The sequence below is a fragment of the Variovorax sp. HJSM1_2 genome (assembly GCF_049316285.1).
In the GTDB taxonomy this organism is placed as follows: Bacteria; Pseudomonadota; Gammaproteobacteria; order Burkholderiales; family Burkholderiaceae_C; genus Rhodoferax_B.
In genome coordinates, this window is the sequence record NZ_JBMOXA010000009.1 from 185375 (window position 1) to 197528 (window position 12154).

A 12154-nucleotide genomic window follows, 5' to 3' on the forward strand; every position below is an offset into this window, starting at 1 on the left:
ACGCTTGGATCAAGCGCGAACGCCAAACCTTTGCAAAGTGTATGCCGCACGCACAGATATGTCTTTGCTTTCGATGCCCATTTAGGACGTTATCAAGAAAGAATCTTGCGTAAATGGATACCATCAAGAAATGTTAGATAAATTCGACCTCACCATACTGGATGAACTGCAACGTGACGGCCGGCTCACCAACGCCGAACTCGCCCAGCGTGTGGGCCTGAGCGCCGCGCCCTGTTGGCGGCGTGTGCGTGCGCTAGAAGAGGCCGGCTACATCCGCGGTTACCACGCCGACATAGATCGGCAAAAGATCGGCCTGGGCGTGCTGGCCTTTGTGCGGCTGGATGCCGACCGCAACAGCGGCGACGTGACGCGCGAACTGGAAGAGGCGATACGCAAGATCCCGGAAGTGATTTCGTGCCACTACATCAGCGGCGCGGGCACATTTGAGCTGCAGGTCGTGGCGCAAGACCTGGACGCGTTTTCCCGCCTGGCGCGCACGGTGCTGATCAATCTGCCGAACGTGAAAGACCTGCACACCAGCTTCTCGCTGGGCGAGGTGAAGGAAAGCCGCGCACTGCCGTTGGCGCATTTGAAGGCCGCGACTTAAACACGGCAATTACTATATTTTCAATAGCTGTTTGCGCTTTTCCAGTATGCGCATAAAGGCATTTTTACTTCAGAAAGAAATTCATGGGACTACTCGACAGCGTGCTCGGCAACGCTTCCAAGATCGACGCCAGCAAGATCCAGCAAGAGTTCGGCAAGATCCTGGCTCCCGGCGAAACCGTGGAACACGCCTACCAAGTCATACGCGACTATTTTGTGTTCACCAACAAGCGTTTGGTGCTGGTCGACAAACAGGGAATCACCGGTAGCAAGGTCGAGTACCACTCCATTCCGTACAAAAGCATCACACACTTCAGCATTGAAACCTCGGGCAGCTTTGACTTGGATGCCGAGTTGAAGATCTGGATTTCCAGCACAAGCGCTCCGGTGCAAAAAACCTTTAACAAGAAGCTGAGCATTTACGAAGTGCAGGCGGTGCTGGCCAGCTACGTGCTCAAGTAAGCGTATACATTCGGCCCTTCAAGTATTCCTCTACCTCGGACGGGTCTTGAGCGGCTTCAACCGGCCAACTCGGCCCGCCTCAGCCCACGCCGCCATGCACATCCCACAACTCACAGGCCCCCGCGTCGTGCTGCGCGCACTCCGCAGCAGCGATGCGCCAGCACTCGTGGCTGCCGCGGCAGACGGTGAACTCTGGAACCTGCCGTTTACCGTCGTGCCCTGCGCAGCCACCGTCGACCACTACATCCGCAGTGCGCTGGACGGCCACATGGCCGGCACCGTCATGCCGTTTGTCACCACGCTGGCCGACAGCGGCGCAGTCATTGGGTCGACGCGTTTCTGGAAGATAGACGCAGACAACCGCAAGCTGGAAATCGGCAGCACCTGGATCGCCTCAAGCCATCAAAAAAGCTTTGTCAACACCGAGGCCAAGTACCTGATGCTGCGAGCCGCGTTTGAAACCATGGGCTGTATTCGGGTGCAGTTCACCACGGATGAAATCAACACAAGATCTCGCGCCGCCATCCTACGTTTAGGGGCCAAGGAGGAAGGCATCATCCGTTACGAGCGCATCATGCCCAATGGTCGCAAGCGCAACTCGGTGCGCTTCAGCATCATCGAAGATGAATGGCCAGAAGTGAAAAGCCGTCTGGAAGCGCGGCTGGGATGCCCCACCTGACCCCGCATCGAGCCAACACATGGCCAGGCAGGCTGACAGGCAGAGCAACTTCCGAGGGCAGGGTGCAACCTTCAATACATCTGCGCGAAAAGGCACAGGAAGAAGCACCATGGCGTACTCCAGCACAACCCATACCCGACGCACACCCACACACCAGACCATGGGGCTGATAGCCTGGTTGCTGGCCAGTTTCGTGGCCGGCGGCATAGGCGCCATCGCCTCCGTCAATGCACAGGCTTTCTACGGTGAGTTGATACAACCGAACTGGGCGCCACCGGCCGGGTTGTTCGGCCCGGTGTGGACGGTGCTCTACGCCATGATGGCCGTGGCCGCGTGGCTGGTCTGGCGTTCCAAGGGTTGGCGCGGGGCGGCCCCGGCGCTGACCTTGTTCCTCATGCAATTGGCCGCGAATGCACTCTGGACCTGGCTGTTTTTCGCCTGGCATTGGGGCGCTGCGGCGATGGTGGAGATCTTGCTGTTGTGGCTATTGATTGCCGCCACGGCGGCCAGCTTCTGGCGCCACCACCGCCTGGCCAGCCTGCTGCTGCTGCCCTACCTGGCCTGGGTGAGTTTTGCCGCGACCCTGAACTTTTTCATGTGGCAACTCAATCCCTCGGTACTGGGTTCATGAACACGCACGCCATGTACATCAGAGGGCTGGGCGAACTCGCCAAAGATGCACAACGCGGCGAAGTTGTCAGCGCGCCCATCAAGCTGGCCGTGCTGAATGGCGCCGTGCGCCGCCTGGTGTTGGCGGGTTATCAGCAGGACCCGGCACCGGAAACATTCCACGAGGCCGTCAAAAACTTCCTGGGCTGCGGTTTTGACACGCTGCAAAGTGTCTCGCGCTACGTGTTCCAGCAATACCGCGACTATCTGGATGTGGATGAGCGAGACATCCACATCGCCTCCGCACAACAAGTGTGGCAACACATCCAGTTCAACAACGACCCGGTGGTGATGCGCCGCCCCTATGGCGACCGCGGCGTCTACATCTCCATCGCCTGCCACTGCCGCTGGGAGCCCGAGCATGGCCTGCAACTGGTGATGAAGAACGGCGAGCGGGTCACCAAAGTGGGGCCGTACGACGGCCACCTGACACACTCAGACGCTTACCACGACGACAGCCTGGAAGACGTCATTTACCGTTAGCCGTTGTTCACTTGGGCCAGAGCACCCACATCCGCAGGGTCTGCTTCAGGCGACCGGCCAATTCACCCGCCTGCGGCCCCCAACCGGCAAAATAATCAGCGCGCACGGCGCCCGTGATGGCGCTGCCGGTGTCTTGCGCCAGCACCAGCTTTTGCAGCGGCATGGACGGTCCGGGCGAGGCCAGCCACACCGGCGTGCCATAGGGAATGCTGCCGGGGTCGACCGCGATGGAACGGCCCGGCGTGAGCGGCACACCCTGCGCGCCGCGCGGGCCAAAGGCGGCGTCCAGCGGCGGCAAGGCTTCTTCGCGGAAGAACACCATGCGTGGATTGCTCCACAACAATTCATTCAAACGCTGCGGGTTTTGCGCGATCCAGGCCTTGATGCCGGGCCAGGTGGCGTCGCGCACCAGACCTTGGTCGAGCAGCCAGCGGCCGACGCTTTTGTACGGCTGGTCGTTGGTGCCGGCGTAGGCCAGGCGCACCAGGCGCTGGCTGCCATCGGGTTCGGTCACGCGGATACGGCCCGAGCCCTGGATTTGCAGCACCAGCGCGTCCACCGGGTCGCTGAGCCAGATGATTTCGCGCCCAGCCAGGGCGGCACGCGCCTCGGGCAGGGTTTCCATTTCCTGCCGCGTGTACCAAGGTTTGCGTTGGCCCAAGGTGGCCGGTGGCCGGTACAGCGGCACCGCGCTGCTGGCACTGGGCTGGCGCGTGCCGTCAAACAGCGGCTCGTAATAACTGGTGAGCAAACCCTCGGTGCTGCCTTGCACCGGCTCCACTCGGTAAGGCTGCAGGCGCTGCTGCAGCCAGGCACGCTGTTCCTCATTGCTGCCCAGGCTCAGGCGGCGCACGTCGCCGCACAGTGGCGCAAACGTCGGGCCGGGGCGCTCGCAGCTTTTGATCCAGGCATTCCAGGCCTCGAACAGGTTGTCATCGGCAAAACCGGGCAGTTCGGACCAGTCCACCGGCAACCAGCGGCTGCGCGGGTGTTGCGGCGACAGCCCCAGATTGCCGTAGCTGGGCACCTCCACGCCTGGCGTGGTGGTTGTCGGTGCCGTGCTGCCGGCTGGGGGCGCCGATGCTGCGCTCTTGTCCGGCGCCGAGGCGCAGCCCGCAAGAATGGCGACCAGCATGCCTAGAATGGCGCCGGTCCACAGTTTCTGGAAATTCAATTGCATGGGTCTGATTCTTCTTGAGGCGCTTGGCGCGCTGCTGCTGCTGCTGTTGATTGTCTGGTGGACGATGTTTTCGGGCCGCCAACGCGGCGAACTGCCATCCGACAAGACCGAGGCCCCGGCCCAGGAATCAAAGCCAAGAAAGCCTGAAACACCCGCCAAATAAACGCAAACAGCTACACATTGCGTAGCAAATTGGCCAATTCTACGGCCGACTTCACATCCATCTTTTCAAACACTCTTGCGCGGTGTACTTCCACCGTGCGCACGCTGATGGCCAATTGGTCGGCAATCAGCTTGTTCGGCAGGCCATCGACCACCAGGCGCATCACGTCACGCTCACGCTCGGTGAGTTCGGCCAGCTTGGCCTGCATGCCCACACGCTCGACAATCACGCGTAGTTTGTCGCGCGACTGCGCCAGCGCCTGCTCGATGCGGTCGACCAGGGCGTTATCGGAAAACGGCTTCTGGCAGAAATCGAAGGCGCCACGCTTCACCGCCTCCACGGCGGTGGGCAGGTCGGCATGGCCGGTGAGAAAAATCACCGGCAGCGCATCCGTCAACCGCTGCGCCACCACCTGCTCGAACAGCGCAATGCCACTCATGCCGGGCATACGCACGTCCAGCAGCAGGCAGCAGGCCTGGCGCGGCAGAAAACCGGGCTTCAGTTTCTGCTCGAAAAAGGCGTCGGCGCTTTCAAAGGTTTCGCTGTAGAGGCCACGCGAGCGCAGCAGCCAGGAGAGTGCATCACGCACGCCGGCATCGTCATCAACAATAAATACGGTGGCGTCTTGAGAGGGTTGCATGGGGTTCAGACAGTGAGCGCAGCGATGGTAGCCGTTGTGGCCGTGGGCGCGGCTACATCGGTCGGCAGGGTGAAGCGAAACACGGTGCCGCGGGGTTGATTGGGGCCGAATTCCAGAAAGCCGCCGTGTTGTTCAATCACGGTGCGGCACATGCTCAAGCCCAGGCCCATGCCGTCGGCGCGGGTGCTGAAAAACGGTGTGAACACGCGTTCGGCCACCAGCGGATCGATGCCAGCGCCCACGTCGGCCACCGAAAACAACAACCAGCCGCGTGGGCGGGTGCCATCCACCAGCGCAGCCGCAGGCGCGGGCTCGACCCGCATGGTGAGCGTGCGCTCGGCCACGGTGGACTCCAGCGGGCCGTCCATGGCTTGCATGGCGTTGCGCGCCAGGTTCAACAACACTTGCTCGACCATGGTGCGGTCGCACTGCACCGGCGGCAAACCTTCTGGCACTTGCAGCACCAGCCGCACGCTGGATTGCCGCGCCTGCAATTGCACCAGCGGCAAGATGGCGACGAACAACTCAATCGGATCCACCGCCTGGCGCGCATCGTTGGCGCGGCGCACAAAACGCTGCACGCTGCGGATCACGCGGCCGGCACGATCGGCTTGTTCGCTGATGCGCAGCAGGGCTTGCTCCATGTCGGCCATGTCGAGCCGCGCCACACCTTCTTCGGCACCGCCGCGCAGGCGCATCAGATTGAGCGAGCCAGTGGCATAACTGGAGATGGCGGCCAGCGGCTGGTTCAGCTCGTGGCTCAACAGCGAGGCCATTTCGCCCACGGTGGCCAGGCGCGCAGTCACCTGCAGCCGCTCTTCGCTGGCGCGCGAGAGTTCTTCCACGCGGCGCTGTTCGCTGATGTCGAGCACGGCGCTCATCCAGCCGGTCTGGAAACCGCGCTCGTTGATCAGCGGGGCTTCGATCACCAGCACCGGAAAACGGGTGCCGTCCTTGCGCAGAAACACCGACTCAAAACCTTCGCGCGGCGGCGTGGTGCCAATGATGCGCTGGTTTTGCCGCGCGGTGTATTCATCGACCAACTCGGGTGGCCAATACGGCAGCGGGCCGCGACGGCCGAGCAGGTCTTCGGCGGCCAGGCCCACCATGTCGCAGAAAGCCGGGTTGACGTAGGTGATGTGGCCATCCAGGTCACGCGCACGCAGGCCTGTGACCAACGAATCCTCCATCGCCTTGCGAAACGCCAATGCATCGGCCAGGCCACGCTCGGCCTGCAAGCGGCGGCGGGTGTCGCGCACCAGCAGCACGGTGACCGACACCAACGCAATCGACATCATGGTGACCAGCGCCGTCATCACGTTCGGGAACACATCCGGCGCGCCGTGCCAACTGTCCATGCGCAGCAGCAGTGGGTTGCCGGGCAGGTCGAGCAACTGCTGCGCGGTGAACATGCGTGTGCCGCGCCGCGCCAGGCCGTGCAGCGCCAGGCGTGTGCCATCGGCCTCGACAAACGACACCTCCTGGCTGCGCGACAACTGGTGACCCACCACGTCGGCCAAGATACCGGGCAGCGAATAGGTGGCGATCACATAACTCTCCAGGCGGCGATCCACCATCACCGGCAGGCACATCTCTATGACCTCAACCCCCAGGCCATCGAGCTGCGGCAGGTAATAGCTGCGTGAATAGGCCGGCCCCTGGAAACGCAGGGCCGCCGCGCAGGCCAGGGCCACGTCGGTGTTGGAATTGGTGCGGCCCAGAAACTCGAAGATCGAGGGGCGGTAGGGCGTGTCGACAAACGCGCGCAGATTCAGTTGCGGGTTGAGCCACTCAATGCGCAACATCTCGCGGCGTTGGTGCAGCAGCGCCTCGGCGCTTTTGCGCCACTCCTCGGCATTCGGCTTGCCCACCTGCAGCGCCACCATGTTCTGCACATTCAGCCGCAACGCGTTGCGGATGTCGGCCACGGCTTCGGCAGTGTCGACCTCCAGGCGGTTCTGCACCTGGCCGGTCTCATAGCGGCCGGTCATCCACACCAGCGTGGCCAACACCAGCACCACCAGCGCCATCAGCCAGCCCCATAGGCCCCAGCTGCGCCACAGCAGGTTGATGCGGCTCACACGCCGCCGTAGAAGACGCCCTAGACGGTTCACGACTGGCAGTTCACAACACGCGGTGTTCGAGCGCTGGCAGTTGCTGGCGGTAACGCGCCAGTTGCGCGGCATCGAGCTCGGCCACCACCACCGCTTCACCTTCAGCGTGCTGCGCCAGCACCTCGCCCCAGGGGTTCACCAGCATAGAGTGACCCCAGGTGCGGCGCGTGCTTTCGTGCACGCCGCCCTGTGCCGGCGCCACCACATAGGCCAGGTTTTCCACGGCACGCGCACGCAGCAGCAGTTCCCAATGCGCCAAGCCCGTGGGATAGGTAAAGGCGCTGGGCACCAGCAGCACATCGGCGCCCTGCCGGGCGTAGTGGCGGTACAGCTCGGGAAAGCGCAGGTCGTAACAGACGCTCAGGCCTATACGCCAGCGGCGGCCATCCCGCGCCGGCATGTCGAACAGCGCGGGCTCGGCGCCATGCTGCAGCACGCGGGCCTCGTCAAAACTTTCCACGCCGTTGTCGAAGCGGAACAGGTGGATCTTGTCGTAGCGCGCCACACAGGCGCCACTCGGGTCGAAGGCCAGGGAGCTGTTGCGCACACGGCCATCAGCGGTGCTCAGGGGCAGGGTGCCGCCAACGATCCACAGGCCCAGTTCACGCGCCGCTGTCGACAAAAAAGCCTGGATGGCGCCCGCGCCAAAAGGCTCCTGGATCTGCAGCTTGTCGGTGTCCACACGCCCCATGATGCAAAAGTATTCGGGCAACACCGCCAGCTCGGCCTGCTGGCGTGCGGCTTCTTCAAGCAACACACGCGCACGGTCGAGATTGGTCTGCAGTTGCGTGGCAGACACCATCTGGATGGCGGCGACCTTCATCGATTGGCTCCGTTTCGCGGGGTGTCTGGGTTGCTGTCTTGTTTGGCGTCTTTGTCAGCACCGGCCGGGTTTGGCGGCTCGGTGCGCGTGTCACCGGACCACAACCACTTGCGGTTGACTTTGCTGATTTTAGGGTCGGCCCAGGCGCCGTCGATATGAAACACCTGGGTGGCGGCCTCCATCAAGGGTTTGCGCAGGAAGGCCTGGGCCAGGAAGGCGCCGAGGCCAATCGCCGGATTGATCACGGTGGCCGCCAACGCGGCCGTGCCGGCGCTGATCTCGGGAATGACCACAACCGTCAGATCCTGGGTCTCTTTGGCCAGATTGACCTTGCCATCCATCAACACGGCAGCATTCACACCCTTCATCTGCAGGTTGTTCGTCGCGGCCACGCCGCGCTCCATCTTCACGTCGCCGCGGATGAAGTCAAACGCGAAACCAGCGCTGAAGATGTCGGTGAAGTCCAGCGTCAGGCGGCGCGGCAAAGCCTGCAGGCTGAGCACACCCAGCAGCTTGGCCAGGCCTGGATCGGCCTTGAGGAACTGGCCGTCCTCGAGGTTGACATTGAGCTGGCCCATCAGGCTGGGGTAGTCGAGTGCAGTGGGCGCGCCAACCCAGGCGATCTGCCCTTCCATGCGGCCTTTGCCATGACGGAACACACCCGGCATTTCGAATCTTTCCAGCAGCTTGCCGCCATCGGCCACGTCGAGCTTGAAGTTCAGCACGGTGCGCCGCGCGCCGGGCTGCGCACTTAATGCGCTCCAATTGCCCGAGGCCGTGAACGTGGCCTCGGGGTTGCTGAGCACCAGGCGGTTGAGCCGCCATTCGTTGTTGTCGGCATCGCGCTGGACAACGCTGGCGGCGCGGTTCACGGCCTCCAGCTCCAGGCGGCCGAGTTTGTTGCCATGCAGTTGGAAGTCTTCCACCACCACGTCCAGCGCGGGCACGCTGCGCGTGGCGTTTTCCAGCGCAATCTCGGTGGGGCCGATGTTGCCGCCCGTGCCGGGGCCGGTGGATCCCAGGTACAGCTTGCTCAGGCGTGCGTAGAAACGGCCGGGGCTGCTGTCAGACGAAGGGCGGTAGTCACCGGTGCCGCTGACCTCTGCAGCGTTCACGTTGGCACGCCAGACCTGGCCGGTGTGGGTCGCATCAAGCGACACCTCATGCAGGTCACGGCCGCTGAAGGTCAATGTCTTGGTGCGCAAGGCGATGCGTGTGGGCAGGTAATCGGCCATGCTGCCCAGCGGCGTCGCGCCAGCCGCCACCGGGACGGCCATGCTTGCCGCCAAAGGTGATGAGGCTGCGGCTGTGGCCGTGGCAGAAGCGGTGGCAGGCACCGCAGGGGGGGCCGTCAAAGCGCGCTCCCAGGCGTCGGTGTCGAGTGCGGCAAGTCCGACTTGCGCCGCCACGCCACTGTCCGGCAGCGGCAACGGCCCCTCGGCGCGGTCGCCCAGGCCCACAACCCCGCGCAACACGCGCGGGGCAGCACCGGAAAGATCCCGAATGTATTGCGCCGACACCAGGTTACCCAAGCTGAGGCTGATGCGGTCACGCTCTGGGCCCGGCACGGCAGCCGTGCCCGTACCTGTGCCCGTGGACGGCAGCAGCACACGCTCCAGCCGCAACGGAAGTGAGGCATCGGCCGCTTTGTTCAGCGGTGCCGGCAGGCGCACAGCCAGGCCTTGCAAGCTGCTGGTGAGGCTGATTTCTGCGCTGCCGCGGCGTATGCCCAGTTGTGCCGCATAAGTGGTGCTGCCGCTCATCTGGCTGGCGATGGCGGCCAGGCCTTGGACTTCACGCGCCTGGCGCAAGCCCTCGGCAGTGGCGGTGCCGTTGATACGGAAGCTCATGCTGGCGTCGCCGGCATTGGCTGCAACAGCAGGCGGCGCCGAGGCCGGTTTGGCGGCGCTGGCGGCGACGGGACGTGAGGTCGGCGAACCGCCTTCGAAAAATACATCGCCACCGAGCAGCCGCGCCTGCCCGCCGGTGATCGCCAGGCCGGTTTCCGAAAAGGCCACCACACCCTTTGCACGCGCCAGCATGGGTGTGCCAGGCATCAGCATCACATCGTTGCCGGCCAGCGTCACGCTGCCTTGGACTTTGCTGTTGTCGATGTCGGCAATCGGCAAGCTCAGGTTTAACTGCAATTGGCCGTTGCCGCTGGCGCTGGCCTGCTCCAGCGCCTGCTGGGTGATGGTATTCAAGGGCGAACTGCGCACCACGCCCAGCATGTCGTTCAAGCGGCCATTGGCGTCGGCCGAGACACGCACCACCGAGTGGTGAAAGTCGGCGATGTCGGCCTCGACCTTGGGCACCACAATGGCACCGTTCGGCCCCAGGCGGGCTGAGCCGCCTTTGACCTGCATGCTGTTGCGATCAAAGATCAAATTGCCCGACAGGCGTGAGAGCACCGGCCAGGGTGGCCGCCCCGCCGGGTTGATGCTCTGCGGCACGAAGGCAAAGGTCGCGTCTTTCACATCCGCGCTGATGTGGAACTCGCCCCGGCGTGGGTCGTGGTAGGGGAATTCGTGCAAATCACCTTTGACGCGGAAGCGGATGTTGGTGGCCCCACCGCCGGTGACGGCGTTGCGCACATAGTGGCGCGCGTCGGCATTCACGCCCAATGGCAGGTAGCGGTGCACCCGCGGGCCGGCGCCTCGGTCGAGCACACCATCGAGCTCCAGCACGCCTGGAAAGCGGCTTTTGCCGACCGAACGCGCGGGGTCGCTGGTGCTCCATTTAGCGCTCAGACTGCCCGCCGCATCGGCATTCGAAAACTGCGTACGGCCGACACTCACGACCCACTTCTGGCCGTCGACTTTCCAACTGACATCGGAGGAAAAGCTGTCGAACGGCACTTCGGGCTCTTCAAAAACACCCGGAAAAGTCATGCTGCCGTTCTGCAGCGCCAGCGCCATCTTGCCGCCGGCCTGGGTCAGGTCGAAATCCACCGTGGCACCACGCAAGCCCGGGTGGCCCACATGACCCTGGGCCACCGCTGCCGCAGAAAGAACCTCCGGCGCCACGTCCAGATCGGTCACCCGTCCTTTGGCCGCATAACTCACCAGCGCATCGAATGTGCCCTGCCAACGGACGTCAATGTTCTCCAGCCGCCCCTTGGGCGCCAAGCGCACCAAGCTGTCGTGCAGCGCATACGCCATCGGCAGGCGCTCGGCAATTTGTGCCAGCGCCGCCAGGTGAAGTTGGTCACCACTGAACTGCCCTTCGGGCACATTGTTCGCGCCACGCACCGAGCGCAGCAACACGTTGCCACCAGGCCACTCCAGGCCATTCGCCGCGGTGAAACGCATGCCTTCGGTGGAAAACTCAAAACCGTCAGGCGAACCCGTGGCGCCTGGCACCTGGCGCCAACCCAGCCGCCCTTGCAGCGAGGGCAACTCCAGCGGCTCCAGGCTGCTGCCAAGCCGCGCCTTGACATGGGCCAAGGCCACGTCGGCCGTGACCGCCGCCAATTGTCCCTGCCGCACATCGGCCCATAACCTGAGCCCCCCCTGCCCGGCAGCCACACCCAAGCTCAAGTCGCTGTAGAGATGCAACTGCTGCGCATCCAGCCGCGGAAGATCGGCGTACAAGGCGCCATCCCACTCACGCCAACGGCCGTTGTGCAAGGCCAGCAAGGGCTGACGTAAACGCCCCACCAGGCTCATGCGCTCACCCCATTCAGGCGGCGGGGTGGCGTCAAGACGCATCAGGTGGCTGCGGCCGCGGTTGCGCAACACCAGGCTGATGTCGGTCAACGCCACCGTGGGGGCCTGGCGTTGCGCATCGGTCCAGCGCAGCACGCCCTGGCGCACCACCACTTCCGTCTGCTCGAACAACCAATCGAGTGCCGGGCTGTCGGCCGCCGGGTCGGCAGCCCCCTGGGCGATCACTTGCCCCGCCACCAGAATGCGCCCATCGGCTTCGCGGCGCACGTCCAGTTCCAGGCCGTCCACCACCAGTTGGGTGAAGCCACGGCGCCACACAGAGGCCGGTGACAGCGCCACCGACACCTTGGGCAGGCGCACTGCGGGACGGCCTTGGGCGTCTTGCAGCACCACCTCCTGGGCTTCAAAAAGCGGCACCAAACCCTTTGACTCGGCGGACAACCGGCCGATACGCACGGGCATCCCTACAAGACGGCTTGCCTCTGCTTCCAGCCTTGGGCGAAATTCGTCGATTCGCGGCACAATGATCCCGTGCAGCAGTCCCCACGCCAGGGCCAGAAGCAGCCACGCTGTCGCGACCAGGCCTAAACACCAGGGGGCGACCGTAGCCGCAAAGTGGAGCAGTCGGGTGGGGCGGAGCTGTGATTCAGTCATTGGACTCATGGAT

Annotated in this window: 11 protein-coding genes; 6 read left to right on the plus strand and 5 right to left on the minus strand. The window is 63.8% G+C overall.

What is annotated here, in order from left to right:
• The first annotated feature begins 130 nt into the window (after positions 1-130).
• The 5 genes from ACFQ95_RS12610 (at position 131) to ACFQ95_RS12630 (ending at position 2899) form a co-directional block, all read left to right on the plus strand.
• Entirely contained in the window at positions 131-607 is a 477-nt protein-coding gene (locus tag ACFQ95_RS12610; RefSeq protein ID WP_422831395.1) for an Lrp/AsnC family transcriptional regulator, read from the plus strand.
• Between the two features lie 83 nt (positions 608-690).
• Entirely contained in the window at positions 691-1068 is a 378-nt protein-coding gene (locus ACFQ95_RS12615) for a PH domain-containing protein (protein WP_422831397.1), read from the plus strand.
• A 94-nt stretch (positions 1069-1162) separates the two neighbouring features.
• Positions 1163-1747: a GNAT family N-acetyltransferase gene (locus ACFQ95_RS12620; RefSeq protein WP_422831399.1), complete on the plus strand. Its 585-nt coding sequence runs from the start codon at positions 1163-1165 to the stop codon at positions 1745-1747.
• A 109-nt stretch (positions 1748-1856) separates the two neighbouring features.
• Complete coding sequence (locus ACFQ95_RS12625) at positions 1857-2378, plus strand: TspO/MBR family protein (RefSeq protein ID WP_422831400.1); 522 nt, start codon at positions 1857-1859, stop codon at positions 2376-2378.
• On the plus strand, positions 2375-2899 hold the full coding sequence (locus tag ACFQ95_RS12630; RefSeq protein WP_422831402.1) for a DUF6985 domain-containing protein: 525 nt from the start codon (positions 2375-2377) through the stop codon (positions 2897-2899). The genes ACFQ95_RS12625 and ACFQ95_RS12630 overlap by 4 nt, the downstream gene beginning before the upstream one ends.
• A gap of 7 nt (positions 2900-2906) precedes the next feature.
• On the opposite strand, the gene ACFQ95_RS12635 is transcribed toward ACFQ95_RS12630, so the two are convergent.
• A complete protein-coding gene (locus ACFQ95_RS12635) occupies positions 2907-4145 on the minus strand; it encodes a murein transglycosylase A (RefSeq protein WP_422831474.1) in 1239 nt (412 codons plus the stop codon).
• On the opposite strand from ACFQ95_RS12635, the gene ACFQ95_RS12640 reads away from it, so the two are divergent.
• Positions 4078-4242, plus strand: coding sequence for a hypothetical protein (locus ACFQ95_RS12640; protein WP_422831404.1), 165 nt, complete (start codon positions 4078-4080; stop codon positions 4240-4242). The genes ACFQ95_RS12635 and ACFQ95_RS12640 overlap by 68 nt on opposite strands.
• 10 nt (positions 4243-4252) lie before the next feature.
• Here the strand turns inward: ACFQ95_RS12640 and ACFQ95_RS12645 are convergent, their stop codons facing one another.
• The 4 genes from ACFQ95_RS12645 to ACFQ95_RS12660 form a co-directional block, all read right to left on the minus strand.
• The gene (locus ACFQ95_RS12645) at positions 4253-4882 is read right to left on the minus strand and encodes a response regulator transcription factor (RefSeq protein WP_422831406.1); all 630 of its coding nucleotides are present in this window, start codon (positions 4880-4882) and stop codon (positions 4253-4255) included.
• A 5-nt stretch (positions 4883-4887) separates the two neighbouring features.
• Positions 4888-6912: a two-component system sensor histidine kinase NtrB gene (locus ACFQ95_RS12650; protein WP_422831476.1), complete on the minus strand. Its 2025-nt coding sequence runs from the start codon at positions 6910-6912 to the stop codon at positions 4888-4890.
• Positions 6913-7006: 94 nt separating this feature from the next.
• Positions 7007-7819, minus strand: coding sequence for a carbon-nitrogen hydrolase family protein (locus ACFQ95_RS12655; RefSeq protein ID WP_422831407.1), 813 nt, complete (start codon positions 7817-7819; stop codon positions 7007-7009).
• Complete coding sequence (locus tag ACFQ95_RS12660; RefSeq protein WP_422831408.1) at positions 7816-12150, minus strand: YhdP family protein; 4335 nt, start codon at positions 12148-12150, stop codon at positions 7816-7818. Before ACFQ95_RS12660 ends, ACFQ95_RS12655 begins: the two co-directional genes overlap by 4 nt.
• Between the last annotated feature and the right edge of the window lie 4 nt (positions 12151-12154).